Origin of the sequence: Nonomuraea sp. NPDC049158 (assembly GCF_040648335.1) — a bacterium.
GTDB lineage: Bacteria > Actinomycetota > Actinomycetes > Streptosporangiales > Streptosporangiaceae > Nonomuraea.
On sequence record NZ_JBEZDM010000004.1, the window covers coordinates 462637 to 487200 of the forward strand.

The following is a 24564-nucleotide window of genomic DNA, read 5'->3' on the forward strand; positions in this document are numbered from 1 at the left end:
CCCAACGACGTTCCGGAGGAACACCAGCATGGCCCGGACCCTCAACGCCCTCGCCGGCTTGTCGACAGGCCTCGTCCTGCTCGCCGGTTGCTCATTCGACTCAGGAAGCCCCGACGCCACCACGAGCGGCACCTCCAAGCTGGTGATCGCCGACCTGTGGGCGCCCGACTCCGGGTACGCCCTGGAGACCGACGACGCCTTCACCCTCACCCGCGCCGGCTGCCTGGAGACCTTGGTGGCCGTGGACAAGGACAACCAGGCCCAGCCAGCTCTGGCGACGGAATGGAAGCAGGCGGCGCCCACGTCCTGGACGTTCACCATCCGTGAGACCAAGTTCCAGAACGGCACCGCGCTCACCGCCAAGGTCGTCGCCGACGATCTCAACCGGCTGCTGAAGGCCACGGCACCGCCGCGCAGCTTCTCTCCCAGCGTCATCTCCGCGGTCACCGCCGTCGACGACCGGACCGTGCGGATCGACACACCGGAAGAGGACCACTTCCTGCCGCTACGGGTCAGCGTGCCCAATACCGGGGTCCTCGCCCCCGAGGCGTTCTCCGGCACCACCACCAACCCGGTCGGCACCTGCACCGGGCCGTTCAAGATCACCAGCACCGGAACGGGGCAGTCGCTGGCACTGACCGCCAACGCCGACTACTGGGGCGGGGACGTCGCCCTCGGCAGCGCCGAAATCCGCTACGCCGAGAGCGGCGCCACCCGCGCCACGCAGCTGCGTACCGGTGAGGTCTCGGTGGCCGCCAACCTCCCCGTCACTACCCTCACGACTCTGAAGGGCGACAACAAGATCACCCTTCAGCAGACTGCGCTGCCCCGCACCACCGGCCTCTACCTCAACACCCGCAAAGCCCCCTTCGACAACGTCGAGGCCCGCCGCGCGATCCAGAAGGCCATCGGACTCGACGCCATCGTCAAGGGGGTCTACGAGGGCACCGCCACCCCGGCGGCCGGACCGTTCACCCCCGACGAGCCCTGGACACCGGCCGAACTGAAGCCGGTGCAGGGAGACGCCGCGGCGGCCAAGGCGGCCATGGCCGCCGCCGGAATCGACCCCGGCTCCCTCGGCTTCGAGCTCATCGCCTACTCCGACCGGCCCGAGTTCGCCGACCTCGCCCAGGTGATCCAGGCGCAGCTGGCCGAGGCCGGCATCACCGTGAAGATCCGCACCGGGGACTACGCCTCGGTCGAGGACGACCTCATGAGCGGCAAGTTCCAGGCGACCCTGCTGTCCCGCAACCACCTCATCGACATGCCCGAGCCCATCAGCATGCTGCGCTCGGACGAGACCTGCAAGGGCAGTTTCAACCTCGCCGGATACTGCAGCCCGAAGGTCGACGGGCTGGTCAAGGAGGCCGGGAGCACCGGGGACACGACCAAGCGCCACGCCCTCTACGGTCAGATCGCCACCCAGCTGGCCGGCGACGTGGCGTTCATCCCGCTCGTCCACGAGAGCCTGACCATGGGTGTGGCGGCCGCCGTCCAGGGCCTGCCGACCGACCCGATGGAGCGAACCCTGCTGACGAAGGACACGAAGCTGTCGTGACCACGACCACCCCCGAACACACCGGCCCCGGGACGACACGGCGTTACGTCGTCGACGTCATCCCGGGGGACGGCATAGGCACCGAGGTCGTCCCCGCCGCCGTCCGCTGCGTCGACCACCTGGCCGGAACCTTCGGGTTCACCATCGAGTGGCGCGACCGCGCGTGGGGCTGCGACCACCACCGGGCGCACGGGCGCATGATGCCCGTCGACGGCCTTGAACGACTGGCCTCCGCCGACGCCATCCTGCTGGGCGCCGTAGGAGCGCCGGACATCCCCGATGACATCACCCTGTGGGGGCTGCTCATCCCCATCCGCCGGGAGTTCGTGCAGTACGTCAACCTCCGGCCGGTCCGATCGCTGCCCGGAATCCGGACGCCGCTGCGGTCGAACGCGCCGATCGACCTGGTCGTCGTACGCGAGAACGTCGAAGGCGAGTACAGCGAGGTCGGCGGCCGGGTCAACCGCGGCCGTCCGGGCGAGTTCGCCGTCCAGGAGGCGGTGTTCACCCGGGTCGGCGTCGAGCGGATCGCGCGCTTCGCCGCCGACCTGGCCCGGCGACGCTCGGGCCGGCTGATCTCGGCGACGAAGTCGAACGGCATCATCCACACGATGCCGTTCTGGGACGAGGTGGTGGCCGAGGTGGCCGACGGCAGCGGGGTGGAGCTGGAGAAGGTCCTCATCGACGCCCTGGCCGCGCGCCTCGTGCTGCGGCCGGAGGGCATCGACGTCATCGTCGCCTCCAATCTGTTCGGCGACATCCTGTCCGACCTCGCCGGCGCCCTGGCCGGGTCGATCGGGGTCGCGCCCAGCGCCAACCTCGACCCCACCAAGACGTACCCGTCGATGTTCGAGCCGGTGCACGGATCGGCACCCGACATCGCCGGCAGGGGCATCGCCAATCCGGTCGGCACTCTCTGGGCGGCGGCCATGATGCTGGACCATCTGGGCGAAGCCGCGGCCGCGGCCAGGCTCGTGTCCGCCTTTGAGGACGTCCTCCGTGCGGGGACCGCCACACCCGATCTCGGCGGCACGGCGAGCACCGAGCAGTTCACGACCGCCGTCGTCCACGCCCTCGCCGGGGGAACGCCGTGAGCGCATGCCCGCGAGTGGAGGTCCGGTCGTGAGCGCACGCTCGCGAGCTGAGGCCCGGCCGGATCCACTGGACGCGACCGCCGTCCGGCGGCATCTGCACCGGCGGCCCGAGATCGGCTTCCTCGAGATCGAGACCGCGGACCTGGCCTGGGATCTGCTCTCCGAGCTGGGCTGGCAGCTACGCGGCGGCGGCGACCTCGTAGACGTACACGATCACCCTGGTCTGCCGAGCCGCGACGAGCTCGACGCCGCCGTCCGGCGGGCCACCGCGCGGGGCGTGCCGGAGGCATCCGTGCAGCGCTTCCGTGACGGGAACACCGCTTTCGTCGCGGAACTGCGGGGCGATCGCCCGGGTCCGCTGATCGCCCTGCGGGTGGACATGGACGCCCTGCCGATCCAGGAGAGCCGCCACCGCGGCCACCACCCGGCGGCCCAGGGTTTCGACTCGACCATCGACGGCGCGATGCACGCCTGCGGACACGACGGGCACGTGGCCATCGCGTTGCGGGCGGCGGCCCTGCTGTCCGACAGGCGGTTCGCCGGCACCGTACGGCTGCTGTTCCAGCCCGCCGAGGAGGGTGTCCGCGGCGCCGCTCCCATGGTGGCCGCCGGGCTGGTCGACGACGTCGACGTCCTGCTGGCCGTCCACCTCGGTTTCGGCACCCCGGACGGGTGCGTAGCGGCCGCGACCGAGCTGTACGGAACCTCGAAGCTGCGCGCGGAGTTCACCGGGGTCGCCGCCCACGCCAGCGGAGCGCCCGAACAGGGCCGCAGTGCCTTGCTGGCGGCGGCGTCCGCCGTTCTGGGCCTGCACGCTCTGCCCCGCTACGCGACGGCGACCACCCGCGTCAACGTCGGGACGCTGCACGCACCCGGTGCGGCGAACATCGTCAACGCCCATGCCGTCCTCGACGCCGAGGTCCGGGCAGACGCCGCCGCCGAACACGACGACCTGGAGCAGCGTGCCCGCGCCGTCCTCCACGGCGCGGCCGCCATGCACGGTGTCACCGTGGACATCACCAGAACCGGCTGGGCGACCAGCGCGACCACCGACGGCGCGATCCTCGGCAGGGTCGAAACCCTCGCCCCGAGCCGCGGCCTGCGTCTTGTGCCGCCGCGTCCCTTGCGCGCGAGCGACGACGCGACGCTGTTCATGCGGTACGTCCAGGAACACGACGGACTGGCCGGATACCTGCTGATGGGTGCCGGAACATACGGACCGCACCACTCGCCGACCTTCGACCTGGACGAGGCCGTGCTGACCCCAGCCGCCGACCTCCTGGCCACGCTCATCCGATCCCTGGAGGATCTTCAAGAGAAGGATCCTTGAGGGAAGACGCCTGACGTTCGGCGGCCCGGGATGTCAGGCGCGGGGAAGGGGTCCGCGTCGGTCAGGGTTCGCTGTTCGGCGGATCAGGCAGGTCCTGGAGGAAGTCGGCGCTCGGGACGAAGAAGAGCGTGCCGGTCACGGCCGTCGAGAAGTCGAGGATCCGGTCGTGGCCGGCGGGCGGGGCGCCGAGGAACATCCTTTCGAGCATCCGCTCGGTGACCGTGGGAGTGCGGGCGTAGCCGATGAAGTACGTGCCGAACTCGCCGCGGCCCACGGCGCCGAAGGGCATGTTGTCGCGCAGGATCTGCCGCTCGGTACCGTCGGCGTCGACGATCGTGGTCAGGGAGACGTGCGAGTCGGCCGGTTTGCTGTCGTCGTCCAGTTCGATGTCGGTCAGCTTTCTGCGGCCTATCACTTTCTCCTGCGCCTCGACCGTCAGCGCGTTCCACGCTCGCAGGTCGTGCAGGTACTTCTGCACGATGACGTAGCTTCCGCCGGCGAACGCGGGATCCTCGTCGCCGATCAGGACCGCCTTGTGCGCGTCGGCACCGACGGGGTTCTCCGTTCCGTCGACGAAGCCGAGCAGGTCACGTACGTCGAAGTACTTGAACCCGTGGACCTCGTCGCGGACGGTCACCGCGCCATAGAGCCGGTCCATGATCTCCGATGCCAGCGCGAAGCACAGGTCGAGGCGCTGTGCCCGGATGTGGAACAGCAGGTCACCGGATGTGGACACGGCACGATGCCGGCTTCCGGCCAGTTCGCGGAAAGGGTGGAGCTCGGCGGGGCGAGGCCCGGTGAACAGCCGGTCCCAGGCGTGCGAGCCGATGGCGGCGACGCAGCTGAGCGTGCTGTCCGGCGCCCGGAAGCCGATGGCCCGCTGCAGCGCGTCCAGGTCGGAGAGGAGGTCTCGGACCGCCGGTCCGCCACCCTGATCGATCGTCGCCACGATGAAGATCGCCGCTCTGGTCAGCGGGCTCAGCACCTGTTGGGGGAGCGCGTCCGTGGGTTCCGCCATGCCGCTCCTCCTCAAGCGTTCGTACTCATCGTAGCCCTGCGTAGCACCGACGACTGTGACCTGGCCAGGGCTTTCCGACGTCGTGGCGGCGGCCGATCCGCTCGACGGCCAGTGTGGACAGTTCGCCGGCCGCGGCTCATCGCGGTCCGGCCGTACCCCTTACTGGGGGCTCAGCGCGGTGGCGATCTCGTCGAGACGGGCCTGGAGCCGCGTCCGGCAGGCCGGGGTGAGGCGGCCTTCGCGTTCGCGGTCGGCCAGCTTGCGTTTCAGCGCCGCCATGCCGGGCTCGATGGGGCCGGGGGTGTCGAGCACGCCCTGCAGGACCTGCTGGAGGTCCAGCGTGACGTCGTGGTCGGTGGCTCCGCACGCCCCGGCGGCGGCCAGCGTTCCGTGGAACCCGTCCACCGCCTGCCGGGCCGTCCGCGCCTGGCCGGCCGACCGCTGGACGGTGTGGGTGGACGGCCCCTCGGTGATGGCCGGTCCGGTGGTGCGGGCCGGGTCCGCGGTGGCCGAGGGCAACGCGGTGGCGGCGGGGCTCGCGAACGGCCCGGCCGTGATGTCGGACGTCCGCAGTGTGGCGGTGGTGCCAGGCGCCTCGCCGGATGTTCTGGGCGTGGCCATGGTGCCGGCGGGGGGCGATGGCGAGGCGGGGAGGTCGTCGATCGGGCGGTTGAGCCACAGCACCGAGGACAGCACCATCACGCTCGTCCCGGCGACGGCGAGGCCATGCCGTATCCGCCGGCCGAGCGCGGCGCTCCTGAGTGTGGTGGCCAGCGAGTCAGCGATCTCCGCCGCCGTGGGCCGCCGCGCGGGGTCGTGCGCGAGGCAGTTCCGGCACAGTGAGGCGATGCCGTGCGGCACGCCGGTCACCCGTGGTGGCGGCGCGGTGCGGTGGGCGGCCTCGATCTGCTCCCAGGTGGTCTCCGGATAGGGCGTACGGCCGGTGAGCATGGCGAACAGCAGCACCCCGAGCGCGTACACATCGACCGCCGGATGGGTGGGGGCGCCCGCCAGCCGTTCGGGGGCGACATAGGGCGGGGTGCCCCGGTCATCGTCGGGGTCGCCGGAGGCGGCCGCGATCCCGAAGTCGAGCAGCTTCGGGCCGGACGCGGTGAGCAGCACGTTGTCGGCGGTGACGTCCCGATGGACCAGGCCGCGGGCGTGCCCGTCGCGCAGCGCCCGCGCCAGCCGCAGGGCGATCGCCGCGGCCTCGGTCCAGGGCAGCGGCCCCTCGGCGATGCGCTCGCCGAGGGTGCTGCCGTCGAGCAGCGGCATCACCACGTACGCCGCCACCTCGCCGTCTTCCGTCACGGTCTCGCCGTAGTCGTAGATGTCGATCACGTCCGGGTGGAGGAACCGGGCGGCGGCGCGGGCCTCGCTGCGTACGCGGACCCGCTCGCCGAGCCCGGCCTGGAGCGAGGCGGTCAGCACCTTGACCGCGACCAGCCGGTGCAGCGACTGGTCGAAGGCCCGCCAGATCACCGACATGCCGCCGCGGGCGAGGGGATCCAGCAGCAGGTATCTGCGGGCCAGGACGTCACCCGGGTCAAGCCGACTCACGGATGACCAGTTCCGTGGGGAGGATGGGGTCGATGCCGGTCGTACCGGCCAGCAATAATCGGGTGGCGACCATCGCGAGCTCCTCGACCGGCTGCCGGACCGTGGTCAGGGCAGGGACGGTACGCCGGGCGACGGGCGCGTCGTCGAAGCCGATCACCGCGACGTCCGCGGGGACCCGGCGACCGGCGCGGCGCAGGGCCTGGACCGCCCCGGCGGCCATCAGGTCGGAGGCGGCGAAGACCGCGTCGAGCCCGGGGGCGTGCCGTAGCAGCCACTGCATGGCGTGCGTGCCGGAGGCGGCCGTGAAGTCACCGTAGGCGACGGGCACCTCCGTCGCTCCGGCGCTGCGCAGCGTACGCACCAGCCCGTCGAGCCGGTCCCGCGCCCCTGGCAGGGACGGCGGGCCGCCGATGGCGGCGATCGTCCGGCGGCCCGACAGCAACAGGTGCTCGGCGGCCTGCCGGCCGCCGTCGTGGTTGTCCACGTCCACGTACGGCAGTTTGAGGTCGTGCGGGGGGCGGCCGACGTTCCGCACCGGCACGCCCGACGTGCAGAGTTTGATAGCCAGGGGATGGCGTTCCCGGGCGCCGATGAGGAGCACCGCGCCGCCCAACTCGGGAAGCACCGAGGCGGTCGGGGTCACCGTCGTCACCATGAGCTGCGTGCCGTGCTCGGCCAGTACGGCACCGGCGGCCGACAGCAGCCTGGCGTAGTAGGGCTCGGAGAATAATCGGGGCAGGTGATCACAGACCACCGCCGTGACCCCGGCGGCCGGTCCTCTGGTCCCCGATCCCCTGGGGGCGCGATGACGTACGTACCCCATACGGGACACCGCGTCGTAGACCTGCCGACGGGTCGAGGTGCTGACCCGTACGGAGCCGGTGAGGACCCTGGACGCGGTCGCGGGCGATACCCCCGCTTCGGCCGCTACCTGTGCCAGTGTGGGCTGCTCAGACATGGGAGCACCTCGCGGAAAAGATCCTGGGAGCGCTCCCACGTTACCAATGTTTCGCCGCTGTTAACAGGGCGATTTGACAGTGTTGTCAGCACGAGACCCGCGAGCACGGCGTGCTCGCGGGTCTCGGAACGATGGATCGGCTAGTTGGGGAGGGTGTCGTCGATGATGGGCTCGTCGTCGGGGCCCGTGTCGTTCTTCTCGTCGTCGGTCGGCGTCCGTACGGGAGCGCAGCCCTGGCCGCAGCCGCCGAAGCGGGCCGAGTTGATCGGCTGGAACGAGGTGGGCTCGATGTCCTTCAGCGCCGCCAGCATGGTGTCCTTCCAGATCGGCCCCGGCACGCTCGCGCCGAACACCGAGCCGAAGTAGCGGCCGCCGATGGTGATGTTGTTGAGCTTGTGTTCCTGGGCGCCCCGGATGTCACCGATGCTCACCGCGCCGGCCAGGTCGGGCGTGAACCCGGCGAACCAGGCGGTGGCCTGGTTGTCGGTGGTGCCGGTCTTGCCCGCGGCGTCCCGGCCGATGCCGCCGACGCCCCGCATCGTGCCCTTGGTGAACACCCCGCTCAGGACGTTCGCCGTGGCGTCCGCGATCTCGGGGTCGAGCGCCTGGCGGCACTTGGGGTCGTACTTGGTGACCTTGCCGTCGCGGTCGGTGATTTGCGTGATGGCCATCGGCGCGCAGTACTTGCCGCGCGCCCCGATGGCGGCGTAGGCGTTGGCGACCGTGATCGGGTCCATCTCGTTGATGCCGAGCGTGAAGGTCTCGTATTCCTGCAGCTTGCCGCCGTCGGCCCGCTTGATGCCGAGCGACTGGGCGGTCTTGATGGTGTCGCAGAGGCCGACGCGCTGCTCCAGCGTCAGGAAGAAGGTGTTGACCGAGCCCCAGGTGCCGGTCTGCAGCGACTTGAAGCCGCCACCGCCCTCGTCGTTGCTAACGGTGTGTGTCGGGTCACCGATGTTCTCGCCCTTGCAGTTCTTGAAGGAGGAGTAGTAGGGGGCCCGGTAGCCGCTGCCCACGGTGAAGCCATCGTTGATCTTCATGCCCTCCTTGAGGGCGGTGATCAGCGTGAACGTCTTGAAGGTCGAGCCGGGCTGGAAGCCGGTGCCGCCGCCGTGGGCCACGTCGGCCGCCACGTTGAGCGACACTTCGTGCTTCCGCTTGGACGTGCCGTATTTCCTGCTGACCGCCATCGCCTTGATCGCCCCGGTGCCCGGCTGGATCAGGGCCTCGCTGGCGATCGGGTTGTCGCTGGCGAAGACGTGCTTCTTGATGGCCTTGTCGGCCGCCGCCTGCATCTTGGGGTCGATCGTGGTCTTGACCTTCAGGCCGCCTCGGCTGAGCAGCGCGGTGCGGATCTTCTGCGTCTTGCCGAAGAGCGGGTTCTTGGTGATCTCGTTGCGTACGTACACGCAGAAGAACGGGTATTTGCTGGACTCGCAGCCGCCGGGCAGCGGGGTGCCCTTGTAGCCGAGCTTCTTGGCCTTGGCCGCCGTGGCCTCCTCCGGAGTGATCTTGCCGAGTTCGGCCATCCGGTTGAGTACGGTGTTGCGGCGGACCACCAGGCGATCCCGGAACTTCTTGCCGAGGTTGGGGTCGGTCGAGTTGGGGTCCTGCACGGCGCCCGCCAGAGTGGCCGCCTGCGCCAGGCTGAGCTCGGAGGCGTGTACGCCGAAGAACCGCAGGGCCGCGGCCTCCACCCCGTAGGCACTCGCGCCGAAGTAGGCGATGTTCAGGTACTTCTCAAGGATCTGGTCCTTGGTGTACTTCTCCTCGACGGCCATCGCGTAGCGCAGCTCGTTGAGCTTGCGCGCGTAGGTGGCCTCCAGCGCCTTGTTCTTGTCCTCTTCGGTGGTGGCGTTGTTGAGCAGCACCTGCTTGACGTACTGCTGGGTGATGCTGGAGCCGCCCTGCGCCACCCGGCCCGTGCCCAGGTTCTTCGCCAGCGCGCGGACCGTGCCCTCGATGTCGATCGGGCCGTGCTCGTAGAACCGGTAGTCCTCGATCGAGATGATCGACTTCTTCATGAGGTCGCCCATGTCGGCCAACGGGATGACCTTGCGGTACTGCTCGTAGAACTGCGCGATCTGGTTGCCCTTGGCGTCGAGGATCGCGGTCATCTCGGCCGGCGGCTCCTCGGGGAGATCTGTCGCCTTGAGATTCAGCTCGGCGGAAGCGGTCTTGAACAGCGCCCCCGCGCCGCCCACGGCAGGCAGGGCGATAGCGGCCACCAGCACACCCGCAGCCGCTCCCGCTCCGGCAAGACGCGCGATACTCCTGGTGATCACGTCAGTCCCCCCTATTGGTATTAGGATTAATCCTATAGCCGTTAGGGTTGCGGGGCGGACGATGCGTAAGAGACTAACGCGGCAGACGACGATAGATGGGGCGATCGCCTATGCCGATGAGCACGGCATCGACGCCCTGTCCATCAGCGCGCTGGCCCGCCATCTGGGGGTGGCCGCGCCCAGCCTGTACGTCCACCTGCCCGGCGGGCTGCGCGACCTTCGGATCGCCCTGTCCGTCAAGGGGCATCGCGACCTCGCCCAACACTGCCGCCGCGCCGCCACCGGCCGGTCGGGAGCCGACGCCTTGAGAGCGCTGGCCCACGCCCAGCGAGCATACGCGCGCGAGCATCCGGCCCTGTACGCGGCCACACACTTCGCGGTGGACGGCTTCGACGACGAGGAAGTCCGCAGTGCCGCGGACGAGGCGGCGGCCGTCACCGTCGACGTTCTGGCCGTCGGCTCGCTGACCGGAGCCGCCCTGGCGCACGCCGCCCGCGGGATCCGCAGCGCGGTCCAGGGGTTCTGCGCGCTGGAGTCGGCCGGGGTGTTCGCGCTGCGCGTCTCGCTGGACGACAGCTTCGCCTGGCTGGTGGACGCGCTGGTGACCAAGGCCATGGGGGCCACCGCGCTGTCCACAGGAGCCACCGCGCTGTCCACAGGAGCCACCGCGCTGTCCACAGGAGCCGCCGCGCTGTCCACGGGGGCCACCGCCGTTTGGGAGAGTGGGCCTCGGCCAACCTGATGGGAGCGGCGGTGACGCCCCTCGTAGCGCGCCCCCTGCCAGGAGAGTTTGGTGTGATCAGGGGGCCTTTGTCGAGCATTTCGAAGATTCTGAAAGCGCCCGCCACCCCGTGAGCCGGACGCAGGTCGGCGTGTGACAGCCGAGGCTCGATACGGGGGAGGAGGCTCGATCGGTGATCTAGGGCGCGGACCCCTGGCCTTAGCCATGGGGGTAAGCCAGATAAGCCCCTCTGTCGAATCTTTGAGCGGTAGATAGGTCGCTGCTGTATATTGATCCAGGTGGCCGTGACCTTTCGCACGAACAGCGACATCGCCTTCCAGTGCGCCTTCCACGTGGTGTGGTGTCCCAAGTACCGCAGGCGGGTGCTGGGCGGCGGGATCGAGGAACGACTCAAGCAACTCATCGGCGAGGTGGTCGAGGAGAAAGGGGCGTGGCTGTTGGAAGTGAACGTCATGCCCGATCACGTGCAGCTGCTGGTCGAGGTGGATCCCCAGCTCGGGATCCACAAGCTGGTCAAGGCCATCAAGGGCCATTCGTCGCGCGTCCTGCGCCAGGAGTTCCCGAGCCTGAAGTCGAAGCTGCCGACGCTGTGGACCAACTCCTACTTCGTGGCCACCGTCGGCACGGCGCCCCCGGAGGTCGTCAAGCGGTACGTCGAGAACCAGAAGAACCGGTGATCGCGGATGCTGACCGGACGTAAGTACCGCCTGGATCTGACTCCCGGCCAGGCGGAGTTCGCCGAGCGGATCGGCGGGGTCTGCCGCAGCGTGTGGAACACCGCGCTGGAGCAGCGCCGCACCTACCGGCGACGCGGCGCGTTCATCGGCTACCACGGCCAGGCCCGCCAGCTCGCCGAGGCCAAGCGGGAGTTCGAGTGGCTGGGCGAGGTGCCCGGCCACTGCCTTCAGCAGACGTTGATCGATCTGGATCAGGCGTGTTCCCGGCACGGCACGTGGGGGGTCCGCTGGAAGTCCAAGGCCGGAAATCCGCCGTCGTTCCGGTTTCCTGAAGGCGCCAAGATCGCAGTCGAGCGGTTGAACCGGCGCTGGGCGCGGGCGAAGCTGCCCAAGTTCGGCTGGGTCCGCTTCCGTATCACCCGCCCGCTGGGCGGGACGGTCAAGAACGCCACCGTCAGCCGGGACGGCAAGCACTGGTACGTCAGTTTTCTCGTCGAGGACGGGCTCACCACCCCGGCCACACACGCCCGCCCCGCGAGCGGGGTGGGTATCGACCGGGGCGTGGTCAAGGTCGTCACCCGCTCGGACGGGCGCTTCCATCACCAGGTGTTCGCGCGGGATCGGGAGGTCGAGCACGCCAAGAAGCTCCAGCGGGACTTCGCCCGGACCGCCAAGGGATCGGCCCGGCGCAGGAGAGCCGCCGCACGGGCCGCGGACCTGGCGCGCAAGATCCGCCGACGCCGGGAGGACTTCGCCGCCAAGACCGCCTGCGTCCTGGCCACGAGCTTTGAGCTGGTGGTGTTCGAGGCGCTGGCGACCAGAAACATGACCGCCAGCGTCGCACCCCGGCCCGACCCCGAACGGCCGGGCGTTTTCCTGCCGAACGGGGCCGCGAGCAAGTCCGGCCTGAACCGCAGCATCCTGGACAAGGGCTGGCATCGGATCGAGCTGGCCACCCGGAGCAAGGCCCGGTACACGGGCACCTGCGTGATCACTGTCCATCCGGCGTATACGAGTCAGACGTGCAACGTGTGCACGGTGGTGGATCGGAACTCCCGCGAGAGTCAAGCGGTCTTTCGGTGCACCTTGTGCGGACACACCGAGCACGCCGACGTGAACGCCGCCAAGAACATCCTCACCGCCGGGAGGGCGGAGCACGCACAGCCCCGACCGGGTGCGCGTGCTGGGGCGCGCAAACCACGCAACCGCGTGGGCCGGAAGGCCAACCGCCAAGCAACAGCAGCCCAGGCCACCGCGCAGACGGAGCCCGAGCCGGCTGAAATCCCCCGACCTTAGTCGTGGGGAGCGCTTCAAACTGGGGAGATGGTGATGGATGGACGTGGACGTGGCGCTCGTGGCCCGGCTGTTCGACGGGTCCATCGATCGGTGGGCGAATCTCCTGGAGAGTGCATCAACGTGAGCGACATCCTCTTCCCCGTCCGGCGCATCGGCCGCCGCGAGTTCGACTTCGCGCGCCAGGTGGCCATCATGGCGATCGTCAACAGGACGCCCAACTCCTTCCATGACCAGGGCCGGACGTTCGAGCTCCACCGGGCCGTCGAGGCGGCCCAGGCCGCCGTCGCGGCGGGCGCCGACTGGGTGGACGTCGGCGGACTCGCGTTCAGCGCCGACCAGGACGGCATCAGCGTCGGCGAGGAGGTCGACCGGGTGGTCCCCGTCATCGCCGGGATCCGCAACGTGACGGACGCCGTCATCTCGGTCGACACCCACCGCGCCGACGTGGCGAAGGCGGCCCTGGCGGCCGGCGCCGACGTCATCAACGACACCAACGGCCTGCGCGAGCCCGGCATGGCCGCGGTCGCGGCGGAGAGCGGCGCGACCGTGATCGTGACCCACAGCCTCGGCGGCCCGGGAAAGGCGGTCGTCCGGCCGGCGTACGGCGACGTCGTGAAGGAGGTCGCCGACTTCCTGCGCGAGCGGGTCCGGTTTGTGCTCGACTCCGGCATCCCCGCCGAGCGGATCATCATCGACCCCGGCCACGACCTGAACAAGAACACCTTCCATTCGCTGGAGCTCATGCGCAGGCTCGACGAGATCACCTCGATCGGCTACCCGACCCTGGTCGCCCTGTCGAACAAGGACTTCATCGGCGAGACCCTCGATCGCCCGCAGCGCGAGCGGATGGAGGGCACGATCGCCGCGAACGTGACCGCCGTCCTGAAGGGCGCCCGGATCCTCCGCGTGCACGACGTGCCCACCACGGTCGCGGCCGTGCGGATGACCGAAGCCATACTCGGCTGGAGAGCGCCGATCGCGCCCCGGCATAATCTTGGGTGAGGAGAGGGGCCGCGGATGACAGAGCGCAAACCGGGTGGGATGAGCTTCGAGTCATGGATCGACCGGCAGATCCGTGAGGCGACGGAGCGCGGCGAGTTCGACAACCTTCCCGGCTCCGGCAAACCTCTTCCCGATCTCGACAAGCCGTACGACGAGATGTGGTGGATCAAGCAGAAGGTGCGCAGCGAGGGCCTGTCGATGCCGCTGCCGCCGACGCTCGCCCTGCGCAAGGACGCGCAGGAGGCGCGCGCCGAGGCCGTGGGGGCCAGGTCGGAGACCGAGGCGCGGCGGATCATCGAGGAGATCAACGCACGGATCCGCGAGGCGATCAGGACCGGGCTGCAGGGCCCGCCGCTCAACCTGATGCCCTACGACGTCGAGCGCGTCATCTCCGAGTGGCGCGACCACCAGGGCCGCTAGCGGGTCCAATAGCTGTCGATGATCGGCTCGCGGCTCAGCAACTCCGCGAACAGGTCCTCCCACAGCGGCATCACCGAGTCGGGGTGGTAGTTCGCGGCCGTCCGCTTGGCCGCCGCCCCCATCCGTGTCCGCAGCGCCTTGTCGGACATCAGCTTGTCGAGCGCGTCCGCCAGCCCGGCGACGTCCCCGGCCGGCACCAGCAGCCCGTCCTTGCCCGGGGTGAGCACGTCCGCCGGGCCGGTGGGGCAGTCGAACGCGGCGATCGGCAGCCCTTGCCCCATCGCCTCGATCATCACCATCGGCAGCCCCTCGAAGCGGGATGAGAGCGCATAGATCGACGCTCCGGCCAGCTTCTCCTCCAGCCGGTCCGTACGGCCCATCAACTGCACCCGGTCCTCCACGCCGAGCTCGGTGATGAGCGCGTTGAGCTCGGCCTTCCGGGGGCCGCCGCCGTACACGCGCAGCCGCCAGTCCGGATGCCGCCGCGCCGCCTGCTGGAAGGCCGGGATGAGCAGGTCGAAGCCCTTCTGCTTGACCAGCCGTCCGGCCGCCACCACGACCGGGTTCACCTGCTTGGAGACCGGCCCCGACCCGTGCAGCGCGTTGGGGATGCGCACGATGGGCGTGTCAGGCAGCAGGATGCGGTATTCGATCTGGTTCTTCGTGGTCAGCACGACGACCGCGTCGAAGCGGCCGTAGTAGCGGGCGATGTCCCGGGTGATCGTCTCGGGGTAGGCGCTCACGTTCATGTGGTCCTGGGCGACGCAGACGACGCTCTTGGGAGTACGGCGGGCGGCGATCAGGTTGAGCGCGGGCCGGGTCGTGACCAGGATGCCGCCTTCGAGGCGCGAGACATAGTCGATGACCGCCTTCTCCACCCGCTCGGTGAAGTAGTCGGCGGCGAACTCCCCGAAGGGCACGATCTTGCCGCGCATCCTCCGCCACAGCTTGCGGCCCAGCGAATCGACCGGCACACCGGCGCGCTGGTCGGCCAGCGGAACCAGCGTCACGCGGGGATCGATGGGGAACTGGGGCTTGTCGCGCCGTCGTACGGCACTGGCGATCTCCACCTCGTGACCGAGCGCGACCATCGCGTTGGCCTGGTTGATGACGGTGCGGATCGTCCCGCCCTGCCCATAGGCATGCAGCAGCAGATATCGGATCTTCATGAGTATCCCCAGCTCCGGCACATGGCCCGGAGCGTCTCGGGCACCTCCTCAGGTGTGGGACATTCGCGGCCCGGCTGCACGCTGCCGGAGCGGATCTTGTCTCGCCAGTCGCCGAGCCCCTTCGTGAGCACGTCAGGCCGGCCGTACGCGAGCATTTCCCGCTCCCAGGGGACGCCCAGGAACTCGCAGACGGCTCTCGTCTCCCGCTCGGGGTCGGTGGTCAGGTCCTCGTAGCGCACGGTCAGGCCGGTGTGCGCCTTCCTGGCCCGCTGGACCGCCTTCATGTAGCGCAACGCGTCGGCCGCCGCCGCTTCGCGGTCGCGTTTGTCCGGGGCGGCCTCGTGCCAGGAGGCGGCGATGGAGGCCGGGTGGCGCAGCAGGAAGACGAAGCGCGCGTCGGGCCAGCAGGTGGCGATGCGCCGGTGGGCGAAGGCGTTGGCCGGGGTCTTGTCCACGATGTGCCGCTTGCCGCTGCGGACCAGCTCGCGGTGGAGCACCCGGTCCCAGAGCAGGTGTTCCAGATCGGCCCGGTTGTGGCCGAGCGCCGCCATCGACCGTTCCGCCAGTGACGTCCCGAACTCGACCCCGAGCCTGCGTACGTGCAGCTCGTGCGGGGCGTGGACCAGGGAGTGGGCGTCGAGCATCGCGCGCAGCAGGGTGGAGCCCGATCTGACGGGCGACAGGATGAACACCGGCTCGCTCAACAGCCTGTCGGCGGGGTCGGCAGGCGGCCTTGCCGGGCTCTCCGGAGCCGCCTTGCTGACCCGCGAGAACTGGACGCCGGCATATTTGCCGAGCGCCTTGTTGATCTTGTGCTGCCAGGTCATGCGCTTGGAGGTTACCCAGCGTTCCTGGCAATTGGCTGGCAGCGGGCACTCGGCGCGAGTCAGGTGAAGAGGGAGTTAACGCCGGTGCAGCAGTGGATGATCGCCTGCGGGCGGGCAAGTGAGCGGGCCCGGCGACCGTGCGTACCCGCCATAGGGTCGCATCCGCAGGCGGACGAGGAGGAACCCGATGGCGCACGGCTACCCCACATCGCTGCCCTACCGGGCGGGCACCGACGGTTACCACACCTTCCGCATCCCGGCGGCGGTGGTGACCAAGGCCGGCACGGTCCTGGCCTTCGCCGAGGGGCGGCACGGCTCGGCCAGTGACTCGGGCCATATCGACATCGTGCTCAAGAGGTCGACCGACGGCGGTGCCACATGGGTCGGGCCGCGCGTGGTCGCCTCCGAACCGCACAAGGGCACCGCGGGCAACCCGGCCCCCATCGTGACCCGCGACGGCCGGATCGTCCTGGTGTACGTGCGCAACGGCCTCGCCGCCACCGAGGACAAGATCAGGCGCGGCCAGGTCGCCGCCGCCGACGGCCGCCGCGTGTACGTGCAGGCGAGCGACGACGACGGCGTCACCTGGACGGCGCCCCGCGAGATCACCGCTAGCGTGAAGCGGCCCGAGTGGCGCTGGTACGCCACCGGCCCCGGCCACGCGGTCGAGCTGCGGCAGGGGCCGCACGCGGGCCGCCTCGTCGTCCCCGCCAACCACTCGGTTCCTCCGACCGGTCGCGACAACGGCACGGAGGGCAAGTACAACGGCGGCCACTGCCTGCTGAGCGACGACGGCGGCACCTCATGGCGCATCGGATACGTCGACGGCAACAATGACGGTTACCTCAACATCAACGAGTCCACGGCCACCGAGCTGCCGGACGGCCGCCTCTACGTCAACTCCCGCACCGACTCCACCGCCCCCGGCAACCGGGCCGACGCCTACTCGGCCGACGGCGGGCAGACGCTCGAAGCGCCGTTCCGCCCGCAGGCCGATCTGGTCTGCCCGGTCGTGGAGGGCAGCGTGCTGCAGTGCGAGGCGCCGGACGTCCTGCTGTTCTCCGCCCCCGGAACGCCCGACGCCAGGGCGGTGATGACGGTACGGGCCAGCGCGGACGGCGGCGTCACGTGGCGGCCCGTGCACACGGTGTCGGGCCTGCCCGCGGCCTACTCGGACCTGGTCAGGGTGGACGCGGACACGGTCGGGCTGCTGTACGAGACGGGTGACACCAGCGCCTACTCCACCATCGCCTTCCGCCGCGTCCCCATCGCCGAGCTCACCTGATCCGGCTCTCGAGCCAGGGCCGCAGGATCGGCAGGACGTTGGCGACCTGCATCGCCCGGATGTGGTCGAGGCCGTCGAGCACGCGCACGTCCCAGCCGAACGATTCGAGCTCGGCCCGCCGGTTGACCATCGGCCCGGCGATGTCCACGTCCACGCCGCCCCACCGCTCGCCGTACTCGATCTTGTCGGCCGAGCCCGCGAAGCACAGGCGCGGGCAGCTCAGGCTCGCCTGCGCCGCCCGGTCGTCGAAATCTTGCAGACCCTCGTAGAGGGTGACGAACTGCCTGGTCTGGGCCTCCGTCATGGTGACCTCCGCGGAGTCCCAGTCGTACTCGTCGGCCTTGGTGCCCTCGGCCTTGGGCTGCGTCTTCTGCGGGGCGGGGTCCTGGCCGGACATCTCGTAGGTGGCCATGGTCACGCTGAGCATCTCCGCGTACGGTCCGCCGAGCGGCGGGTAGCCGCCCATGACGAGCGCCGACAGCCGGTCGGTCCTGATCGCCAGCTGCAACCCGCTGAGCGCGAGCCACGAGTAGCCGTAATAGGCGAACCGGTCGGCGTCCACGGCGTCGGCGACGGCGAGCAGGTCGGCGGCGATGTTGGCCGGGGTCAGCGTGTCCGGCTTGGGAGTGGCCAGGACGTGGCCCTCGTAGTCGAAGGCGACGACCCTGAACGCGTCCGACAGCCCGTCGATGAGGTTGCGGCCGAGCGCCGGGTCGACGCCCCATTTGCGCATGTCGTCGGCCTTGGCGCCTTCGATCGGCACCGGGTTGACCGGCAGCAGCACTGTCGGGCCCTGGCCGTGCACCTCCAGGTGGATCGTGCTTCCGTCGTGCAGTTTGGCCTCGGTCATCAAGGATCTCCTTCTAACTCCATACGCTGTAAACCAATCATCCACACAATAGCTTATGCCGTAAAGAGTTGAAGGTGGCGACTAGCCAAGTTTCCGCAGTGCGCGATAGCATTCCATTATTCGGAATACGCTAGGAGAATCCATGGCCGAGGCCCAGTCGCCGGTGGGCAGCGTCGACCGCGCCCTGCTGATCCTTCAGGAGATCGGCAAGCACAGCCGAGGGGTGACGCTCGACGAGCTGGCCACCCGGCTCGGCCTGCCCAAGAGCTCGCTCCACCGGCTGCTCGGTGCCCTCAAGCATCGCGGTTTCGCCGCGCAGCCGGAACCCAGCGGGCCGTACTTTCTCGGCACCGAGATGCTCGCCACGGCCTTCAGGTTCTACGAGACCATGGACCTGCGCACGCTGGTGCGCCCGTTGCTGCTGCGGCTGAGCGAGGAGTTCGCCGAGACCGTGCACATGGCCATGCTGGACGGCGGCGAGGTCGTCTACCTGGACAAGGTCGAGGCGGTGCGGTCCATCACGATGACCTCCGTGGTCGGCGGGCGCAACGCGGCCCACTGCACGGGCGTGGGCAAGGCGCTGCTGGCGTGGACCTACCCGACCGACGAGGCGATCAAGGCCTGGGCGGAGCGCTACGGCCCGCTCGCGACCAGGACCCGCAACACGATCACGAACCCGGCCAAGCTGGCCACCCACCTGGACCAGGTCCGGCAGCGCGGCTACGCGCTCGACATGGAGGAGAACGAACCCGGCGTGCGCTGCGTGTCCGCCCCGGTCTTCCTGGGACGGACGGCTCCCGTCGCCGCGGTGAGCGTGACCGCGATCAAGGACAGGATGTCACCGGCCCGGATGGAAGAGGTGGGCCACAACCTGCGGCGGGCGGTCGCGGAGCAGGGCTGATCGGTTGACAGCGCGATCTTTCGGGTGATCTCCTGACATTCATACCGGAATGCCGTTCTGACATACGGAACAAGGAGAGTGGCGATGGAGGTCGTACCCGTACCGCACGCGCGGCTGGGTGAGGGGCCGTGCTGGGACGAGCGGACGGGGACGCTGCTCTGGGTGGACATCCCCGCGGGCCTGGTGCACCGGCTCGACCCCGCCGACGGCTCGCACGAGTCGATCGACGTGGGGCAGCCGGTGGGCGTGGCGGTTCCGCGTGGCTCCGGCGGGCTGGCGCTCGCCGTCAGGGACGGTTTCGCCGTACACGATGGAGAGCTGACGGTCGTTGGACCCGTGACGGCGGCCGAACCGCCCGGGAACCGGATGAACGACGGCGCGTGCGATCGCGCGGGCCGATTCTTCGCCGGGACCATGGCGCAGGACGACACCCCCGGCGCGGGCTCGCTCTACCGCCTCGACCCTGACCGCCGCGTCGAGCGGATTTTCGACGGCGTCTCGATCTCCAACGGCATCGGGTGGAGCCCCGACGAGCGGCTGCTCTACTACGTGGACACGCTCACGGACCGGGTCGACGTCTTCGACTACGACCCGGCGACCGGCCAGGTCGCGGACCGCCGGCTGTTCGCGGTGCTCCCGAGCCCCGACGGCCTCACGGTCGACGCGTCGGGGCACGTGTGGGTGGCGCTGTGGGGCGGCGGGAAGGTGGTCCGGCTACGGCCGGACGGGCAGCTCGACCTGACGGTGGAGGTGCCCGCCACCAACGTGACGAGCTGCGCCTTCGGCGGTCACGACCTCGACATCCTGTACGTCACCACCGCCTGGGACGGCCGGACCGGCGGGGAGCTGTGGCAGCGCCGCACCCGGTTCACCGGCCTGCCCGCCAACCCTTACCGCGACCTGAACCCGTGACCGCGACCTCAGCCCCCGCGTTGGTCGGCCCGTGACCGCCCCGATCAGCCCCGCGCTGGTCAGCCGTGACCGCCCCGATCAGCCCTTGACCGCGCCGGTCAGCGCCTGGACGAACCGGCGCTGGCCGAACAGGAACACGCCCAGCACCGGCAGCGTCGTCAGCACCGTGCCCGCCATGATCGCCGGCCAGTCGGCCCGATGCTGCCCCTGGAACGACGTCAACCCCACCTGCACGGTGTAGTTGGCGTCCGAGTTGATCGCCACCACCGGCCAGAACAGATCATTCCAGGCGGTGATGAACGTGATGACCGCCAGCGCGGCCAGCGCGGGCCGCGCCACCGGCAGCACCACCTTGAAGAACACCCCGTACCGCGAGCAGCCGTCGATCCGCGCGGCCTCCTCCAGTTCCCTCGGGAAGGACTGGAAGAACGAGGTCATCAGGAAGATGCCGACCGCCGAGCTGAGCTGCGGCACGATGAGCGCGCCGAGCGTGTCGGTCAGCCCGACCTTGTTGAAGATCAGGAAGGTGGGGATCACCGTGAGCTGGAAGGGGATCAGCGCGGTGGCGATGACCAGGACCAGCGTGATCCTGGAGCCGGTGAACCTGATCCTGGCGAACGCGTAGCCCGCCAGGCTGCAGAGCGCCAGCTGGGCCAGCACGATGGCGCCGGACACGATCACGCTGTTGAGGAACCAGCGCGGGAAGTTCGAGCCGTTGAGCACCGTACGGTAGCCGCCCAGGTCGATGCCCTCCGGCCAGAACGGCGGCGGGAACCGGTTGAGCTCGCCCTGGGTCATCACCGAGCTGAGGATCATCCAGACGAACGGCAGCACGGTCACCACGGACATCGGCAGGAGCACCAGATGCCACTTGCTGGGCAGACGCAGCCTCTTCACGCCATGCCCCTTCAGGCCATGCCTCTTCACGCCATGGCTCCCTTCCTGCGCGCGATCAAGAAGCCGCCGATGATCAGCACGAGGGTGCCGACGAACAGGACGTACGCCACGGCCGCGCCGTAGCCGGCGGTGAAGTAGGTGAAGGCGAGCTGCCAGATGTAGTAGACGATCGTCACGGTCGCGTTCGCCGGGCCGCCCTTGGTCGTGGTCATGACCAGGTCGAAGAACTGCAGCGCGTCGATCACGCCCCAGACCGTGAGGAAGAGCGTCATCGGCCGTACGGACGGCACGATGATGTGCCGGAACGTGGTCCACCTGCTCGCCCCGTCGATCGAGGCGGCCTCCAGGATCTCCTTGCTGATCTCCTGGATCGCGGCCAGATAGATCACCACCGCGAAGCCGAACCGGGTCCAGAAGAAGATCAGGGTGAGCACGAACATGGCCTGCGAAGGGCTGCTCAGCAACCCCTGCATCGGCAGTCCGAGCTTGACGAACAGCCCGTTCATCAGCCCGAAGTCCCGGTCGAAGATGTAGCCCATGAGCAGCCCGGCCGAGGTCGCCGAGGCGATGTAGGGCACCAGGAAGCAGGTCCGGTAGAAGCCGATCCCGCGTACCTTCCTGTTCAGCAGCACCGCCACGAGCAGGCCGGCGATCAGCGACGCCGGGATGTAGAGCACGACGAGCAGCCCGGTGTTGCGCAACGCCTGGAAGAAGACGGGGTCCTCCAGCAGCGCCCGGTAGTTGGCCAGCCCCACGTTCCGCCCCGGCGTCTGCAGGTCGGAGTCGGTGAAGGACAGCGCGAGCGCCCACACCATCGGGACCAGGGAGAAGCCGAGGATGATCAGCGAGGCGGGGCCGGCGAAGGTCCAGCCGGCGACGTTGTCGGCGAGTCTGCGGCGGTCGCGCCGCTGCCGGTGGCCGACGGCGGCCCGGCCCAGGGCCGGCGCGGTGCTGTTCACGATCCCGGTACGGCGAGCGCCGCGTCGGCCTTGGCGGCGGCCTCGTCCAGGGCCGTCTTGGGATCGGACTTGCCGAGCAGGGTCTGCGCGATGGCCTCGGCCACGAACGCCGACACCCGCGGATATCTGGTCGTCGGCGGTCTGACCCGCTTGGCGTTGGCCAGATTGGTGGAGATCACCTCGATGCCCGGATATTTCGTGAGGTAGTCCTGGTAGCCGGGCAGCTTGGTGATCGACTCACGGATGGGCAGCGAGCCGGTGTCCTTCATCCACTCCAACTGCTGCTCGGCCGCGGTCAGCCAGGTCAGGAACGTGGCGGCGGCCTTGACTCGCCGGTCGTCGTGCTTGAACACCACCCAGTTGTCGGGCCCCGAGACCGTCTCGTGGTTGCCGTTCGTACCGGGGAGCTGGGCGACTCCGTAGTCGACCTTGGCGGCCTGCAGGTCGGGCAGCACCCACGGACCGGCCAGGAACATGCCGAGCCGGCCGGATTCGAAGAGCTTCTGGCCCTTCTCGGCCGGGCTGGAGTCCAGGTAGAGGGACTTGTCGTCGATGGCCATGCCGCGCAGCAGGCCGAGCGCCTGCTGTCCGGCGGCGGAGTTGAAGACGGCCTTCTTGCGGTCGGGGGAGAGCACGTCGCCGCCCGCCTGCCAGACCAGCGGCCACAGGCCCCAGACGGCCTCCTCGCCGCCGCTGATCGCCCAGGTGGTGCCGAAGGTGCCCGTCCCGGCGTCGGTGGTCTTCTTGGCGATCGCCCGGAAGTCGTCCCAGGTCCAGTCGGGCTTCGGCGCCTCGACCCCGGCCTTGGCCAGCAGCTTCTTGTTGTACAGGACCACCATGTTGTCGACCACCGCCGGGAAGCCGATGACCTTGCCCTCGACGGTGGCCGCCTCCCGCTCGCTGGCCCAGAAGTCCGCCCAGCCGACGGCCGGATCCTTGGCGTACTGCGTGAGGTCGGCCGTCTTCGGGTTCCTGGCCAGGTTGGGCGCCCAGGAGCCGTAGAGGTAGGCGATGTCGGGATAGGCGTCGGAGGTGAGCGCGGCGGTGAGCTTGGGCAGCATGCCGTCGGCGGTCGCGGCCCCGGACTCGAGGCTCACCTTGATGTCCGGATGGGCCTGGTTGAACTGGGCCACCAGCTTCGCGATCGACTTGGCGGCGGCGTCCGACTGGCCGTCCCAGACGGTGATCCGTACCGGGCCGCCCGCCTGCTCGCTCCCGGCCGCCGAACCGCAGCCGGTCGCGAGCAGGGCGAGGCCCGTGACGGTGGCCAGAACGCGCCTCATCGGACGGCCTTGGGAAACAGTCAGGGCGCGCCTCATCGCACGCCCTCGGGAAGGAGGTCGCCGTGGGCGGCGATCATCTCGTCCACGAGGTCGTGGATCTGCTGGAGGGTGAGCGTGGCGGCGGCGTTCGGGTCGAGCATGGCCGCGTGGTAGACGTGCTCGCGGCGGCCTTCGAGCGCCGCCCGCACCGTCAGGTCGCCCACGTTCAGGAACGTCTGGTTGAGCGCGGCGAGCTGGGGCGGCAGGTCGCCGATTCGGGTCGGGCGCATCCCCGACCGGTCGACCAGGCAGGGCACCTCGACGCAGGCGTCCGGCGGCAGGTTACCGATCAGCCCGTCGTTGCGCACGTTGCCGTGGACCACCCTGCGGGTGCCGGTCTCGATCGAGTGGATGACCTCGGAGGCCAGCTCCATCGCGGGCTCGATCTCCACGCCCTCGCCGGCCGCCAGGCGCCGCTTGGTCTCCTCGTAGGTGTCGAGGTTCTCCTCCGACCAGCGCAGGTAGATGTCCACCGGTATGCGGAAGTGCGCCACCTGGTCGTCATGATGGAGGAACCAGGGCAGGTACTCCGAGCCGTGCTCGCTCGACTCGGTGGGAAAGTAACCGAAGCGGCGGTACATCTCCACCCGCACGGTCCTGCGCAGGTCGGGATCCCGGGCGATCACGTCGTCGAGCGCCGGGTACAGGTCCCGGCCCTGGTGCTCGAACCGCAGCACGAACGCCTGGTGGTTGGCCCCGGCCGTGACGAAAGAGACCTCGTCCTCGGGTACGCCCACGAGCGAGGCGAGGCGGGCCTGGGTGTCGCGCACGGAGTGGCAGAGCCCGACGACCCGCTTGAAGGCGGTGCCCTGGTAGACGGCCCGGGGGATCATCGCCATCGGGTTGGTGTAGTTGAGCAGCAGGGAGTCCGGTGCCAGCTCGGCCAGGTCGTTCCCGAGCCCGACCATGACCGGGATCGTACGGAGCGCGCGGAAGATGCCGCCGATCCCGAGGGTGTCGGCGATCGTCTGGCGCAGGCCGTAGCGGCGCGGGATCTCGAAGTCCACGCGGGTCGCGGCGTGCCCGCCGACCGCGATCTCGTTGATGACGTAGTCGGCGCCGTCCACGGCGGCGCGGCGGTCGAGGTGGGCCTCCACCTTGGCGCCGAGGCCGAGCGCGGCGACCATCCACTCGGCCATGGCCGCGGCGGTGGCGAGCCGCTCGGGGTTGATGTCATGGAGGACCAAGGTCGAGTCCCCCAGTTCGGGGAACGTGAGGATGTCGGAGAGGACGTTTTTGGTGAATTCGACGCTGCCGGCGCCGATGAAGACGATGCGTGCCATCGGGCTCTTTCCCTCCACAGACCACGGCGGGCGGGGCGGCCCGCGGCGTGCGGTGAGTATAGCCACGCATCCACGATACAGACTAGCGTTCCGCTAGACGGAAAGTGCTGAGGGAACGGCCTGGTCGGCGTTACACGCCTTTTGTGAGGAATTCTCGACGTCGAGACAAGATTGACAACGTGTGATCATGCCCGATTTCCTTGGGATCGGAATAACATT

General features: G+C 69.6%; 22 protein-coding genes. 11 read left to right on the plus strand and 11 right to left on the minus strand.

What is annotated here, in order from left to right; all coding sequences use genetic code 11:
• Positions 1-28: 28 nt before the first annotated feature.
• The 3 genes from AB0B61_RS12510 to AB0B61_RS12520 are packed head-to-tail and all read left to right on the plus strand — an operon-like array spanning position 29 to position 3982.
• Positions 29-1558, plus strand: coding sequence for an ABC transporter substrate-binding protein (locus AB0B61_RS12510; protein WP_358431309.1), 1530 nt, complete (start codon positions 29-31; stop codon positions 1556-1558).
• Entirely contained in the window at positions 1555-2652 is a 1098-nt protein-coding gene (locus tag AB0B61_RS12515) for a tartrate dehydrogenase (protein WP_358431310.1), read from the plus strand. Before AB0B61_RS12510 ends, AB0B61_RS12515 begins: the two co-directional genes overlap by 4 nt.
• Before the next feature lie 28 nt (positions 2653-2680).
• Positions 2681-3982, plus strand: coding sequence for an amidohydrolase (locus tag AB0B61_RS12520; protein ID WP_358431311.1), 1302 nt, complete (start codon positions 2681-2683; stop codon positions 3980-3982).
• Between the two features lie 61 nt (positions 3983-4043).
• Here the strand turns inward: AB0B61_RS12520 and AB0B61_RS12525 are convergent, their stop codons facing one another.
• The 4 genes from AB0B61_RS12525 to AB0B61_RS12540 all read right to left on the minus strand — a co-directional run bounded on the left by AB0B61_RS12525 (position 4044) and on the right by AB0B61_RS12540 (position 9803).
• Complete coding sequence (locus AB0B61_RS12525; RefSeq protein WP_358431313.1) at positions 4044-5000, minus strand: Dyp-type peroxidase; 957 nt, start codon at positions 4998-5000, stop codon at positions 4044-4046.
• A 159-nt stretch (positions 5001-5159) separates the two neighbouring features.
• A complete protein-coding gene (locus AB0B61_RS12530) occupies positions 5160-6560 on the minus strand; it encodes a protein kinase (protein WP_358431315.1) in 1401 nt (466 codons plus the stop codon).
• Entirely contained in the window at positions 6547-7518 is a 972-nt protein-coding gene (locus AB0B61_RS12535) for a LacI family DNA-binding transcriptional regulator (RefSeq protein ID WP_358431316.1), read from the minus strand. The genes AB0B61_RS12530 and AB0B61_RS12535 overlap by 14 nt, the downstream gene beginning before the upstream one ends.
• A gap of 140 nt (positions 7519-7658) precedes the next feature.
• Positions 7659-9803, minus strand: a complete 2145-nt coding sequence (locus tag AB0B61_RS12540) for a transglycosylase domain-containing protein (protein WP_358431317.1) — start codon at positions 9801-9803, stop codon at positions 7659-7661.
• Positions 9804-9864: 61 nt separating this feature from the next.
• Between AB0B61_RS12540 and AB0B61_RS12545 the strand changes: the two genes are divergently transcribed.
• From AB0B61_RS12545 to AB0B61_RS12565, 5 genes are all read left to right on the plus strand, one after another.
• Positions 9865-10545 (plus strand): WHG domain-containing protein, encoded by a 681-nt coding sequence (locus AB0B61_RS12545; RefSeq protein ID WP_358431319.1) that lies wholly within the window; start codon positions 9865-9867, stop codon positions 10543-10545.
• A 278-nt stretch (positions 10546-10823) separates the two neighbouring features.
• Positions 10824-11222, plus strand: a complete 399-nt coding sequence (tnpA, locus tag AB0B61_RS12550) for an IS200/IS605 family transposase (RefSeq protein WP_358431320.1) — start codon at positions 10824-10826, stop codon at positions 11220-11222.
• Between the two features lie 6 nt (positions 11223-11228).
• Positions 11229-12518: a transposase gene (locus AB0B61_RS12555; RefSeq protein WP_358431322.1), complete on the plus strand. Its 1290-nt coding sequence runs from the start codon at positions 11229-11231 to the stop codon at positions 12516-12518.
• 120 nt (positions 12519-12638) lie between these two features.
• Positions 12639-13520, plus strand: coding sequence for a dihydropteroate synthase (gene folP, locus AB0B61_RS12560; protein WP_358431323.1), 882 nt, complete (start codon positions 12639-12641; stop codon positions 13518-13520).
• 15 nt (positions 13521-13535) lie between these two features.
• Positions 13536-13940 carry a DUF1992 domain-containing protein gene (locus tag AB0B61_RS12565; RefSeq protein ID WP_358431324.1) on the plus strand — a complete coding sequence of 135 codons (405 nt, stop codon included), beginning with the start codon at positions 13536-13538 and terminating at the stop codon, positions 13938-13940.
• On the opposite strand, the gene AB0B61_RS12570 is transcribed toward AB0B61_RS12565, so the two are convergent.
• Positions 13937-15109: a glycosyltransferase family 4 protein gene (locus AB0B61_RS12570; RefSeq protein WP_358431326.1), complete on the minus strand. Its 1173-nt coding sequence runs from the start codon at positions 15107-15109 to the stop codon at positions 13937-13939. The genes AB0B61_RS12565 and AB0B61_RS12570 overlap by 4 nt on opposite strands.
• Entirely contained in the window at positions 15106-15936 is an 831-nt protein-coding gene (locus tag AB0B61_RS12575) for a sulfotransferase (protein WP_358431327.1), read from the minus strand. Before AB0B61_RS12575 ends, AB0B61_RS12570 begins: the two co-directional genes overlap by 4 nt.
• A 187-nt stretch (positions 15937-16123) precedes the next feature.
• Between AB0B61_RS12575 and AB0B61_RS12580 the strand changes: the two genes are divergently transcribed.
• A complete protein-coding gene (locus tag AB0B61_RS12580; RefSeq protein ID WP_358431329.1) occupies positions 16124-17221 on the plus strand; it encodes a sialidase family protein in 1098 nt (365 codons plus the stop codon).
• On the opposite strand, the gene AB0B61_RS12585 is transcribed toward AB0B61_RS12580, so the two are convergent.
• The gene (locus tag AB0B61_RS12585; protein ID WP_358431331.1) at positions 17214-18071 is read right to left on the minus strand and encodes an alpha/beta hydrolase; all 858 of its coding nucleotides are present in this window, start codon (positions 18069-18071) and stop codon (positions 17214-17216) included. The genes AB0B61_RS12580 and AB0B61_RS12585 overlap by 8 nt on opposite strands.
• Positions 18072-18213: 142 nt before the next feature.
• Between AB0B61_RS12585 and AB0B61_RS12590 the strand changes: the two genes are divergently transcribed.
• On the plus strand, positions 18214-18972 hold the full coding sequence (locus tag AB0B61_RS12590; protein WP_358431332.1) for an IclR family transcriptional regulator: 759 nt from the start codon (positions 18214-18216) through the stop codon (positions 18970-18972).
• Between the two features lie 84 nt (positions 18973-19056).
• A complete protein-coding gene (locus AB0B61_RS12595; RefSeq protein ID WP_358431333.1) occupies positions 19057-19884 on the plus strand; it encodes an SMP-30/gluconolactonase/LRE family protein in 828 nt (275 codons plus the stop codon).
• 78 nt (positions 19885-19962) lie between these two features.
• Here the strand turns inward: AB0B61_RS12595 and AB0B61_RS12600 are convergent, their stop codons facing one another.
• From AB0B61_RS12600 to AB0B61_RS12615, 4 genes are read right to left on the minus strand one after another with little or no spacing between them, the layout of a single operon-like run.
• The gene (locus AB0B61_RS12600; RefSeq protein WP_358431334.1) at positions 19963-20781 is read right to left on the minus strand and encodes a carbohydrate ABC transporter permease; all 819 of its coding nucleotides are present in this window, start codon (positions 20779-20781) and stop codon (positions 19963-19965) included.
• Positions 20782-20807: 26 nt separating this feature from the next.
• Positions 20808-21740, minus strand: coding sequence for a sugar ABC transporter permease (locus tag AB0B61_RS12605; protein ID WP_358431335.1), 933 nt, complete (start codon positions 21738-21740; stop codon positions 20808-20810).
• Positions 21737-23023, minus strand: coding sequence for an ABC transporter substrate-binding protein (locus AB0B61_RS12610; protein WP_358431336.1), 1287 nt, complete (start codon positions 23021-23023; stop codon positions 21737-21739). Before AB0B61_RS12610 ends, AB0B61_RS12605 begins: the two co-directional genes overlap by 4 nt.
• A gap of 32 nt (positions 23024-23055) precedes the next feature.
• A complete protein-coding gene (locus tag AB0B61_RS12615) occupies positions 23056-24345 on the minus strand; it encodes an alpha-glucosidase/alpha-galactosidase (protein WP_358431337.1) in 1290 nt (429 codons plus the stop codon).
• Positions 24346-24564: the final 219 nt, after the last annotated feature.

What these genes read in the sequence shown, in the direction of transcription:
- AB0B61_RS12510 (WP_358431309.1), top strand. Translation starts at nt 29, where the DNA reads ATGGCCCGGACCCTCAACGCCCTCGCCGGCTTGTCGACAGGCCTCGTC.
- AB0B61_RS12525 (WP_358431313.1), bottom strand. Translation starts at nt 5,000, where the DNA reads ATGGCGGAACCCACGGACGCGCTCCCCCAACAGGTGCTGAGCCCGCTG.
- AB0B61_RS12535 (WP_358431316.1), bottom strand. Translation starts at nt 7,518, where the DNA reads ATGTCTGAGCAGCCCACACTGGCACAGGTAGCGGCCGAAGCGGGGGTA.
- AB0B61_RS12545 (WP_358431319.1), top strand. Translation starts at nt 9,865, where the DNA reads ATGCGTAAGAGACTAACGCGGCAGACGACGATAGATGGGGCGATCGCC.
- AB0B61_RS12555 (WP_358431322.1), top strand. Translation starts at nt 11,229, where the DNA reads ATGCTGACCGGACGTAAGTACCGCCTGGATCTGACTCCCGGCCAGGCG.
- AB0B61_RS12565 (WP_358431324.1), top strand. Translation starts at nt 13,536, where the DNA reads ATGACAGAGCGCAAACCGGGTGGGATGAGCTTCGAGTCATGGATCGAC.
- AB0B61_RS12570 (WP_358431326.1), bottom strand. Translation starts at nt 15,109, where the DNA reads ATGAAGATCCGATATCTGCTGCTGCATGCCTATGGGCAGGGCGGGACG.
- AB0B61_RS12575 (WP_358431327.1), bottom strand. Translation starts at nt 15,936, where the DNA reads ATGACCTGGCAGCACAAGATCAACAAGGCGCTCGGCAAATATGCCGGC.
- AB0B61_RS12580 (WP_358431329.1), top strand. Translation starts at nt 16,124, where the DNA reads ATGGCGCACGGCTACCCCACATCGCTGCCCTACCGGGCGGGCACCGAC.
- AB0B61_RS12585 (WP_358431331.1), bottom strand. Translation starts at nt 18,071, where the DNA reads ATGACCGAGGCCAAACTGCACGACGGAAGCACGATCCACCTGGAGGTG.
- AB0B61_RS12590 (WP_358431332.1), top strand. Translation starts at nt 18,214, where the DNA reads ATGGCCGAGGCCCAGTCGCCGGTGGGCAGCGTCGACCGCGCCCTGCTG.
- AB0B61_RS12595 (WP_358431333.1), top strand. Translation starts at nt 19,057, where the DNA reads ATGGAGGTCGTACCCGTACCGCACGCGCGGCTGGGTGAGGGGCCGTGC.
- AB0B61_RS12610 (WP_358431336.1), bottom strand. Translation starts at nt 23,023, where the DNA reads ATGAGGCGCGTTCTGGCCACCGTCACGGGCCTCGCCCTGCTCGCGACC.
- AB0B61_RS12615 (WP_358431337.1), bottom strand. Translation starts at nt 24,345, where the DNA reads ATGGCACGCATCGTCTTCATCGGCGCCGGCAGCGTCGAATTCACCAAA.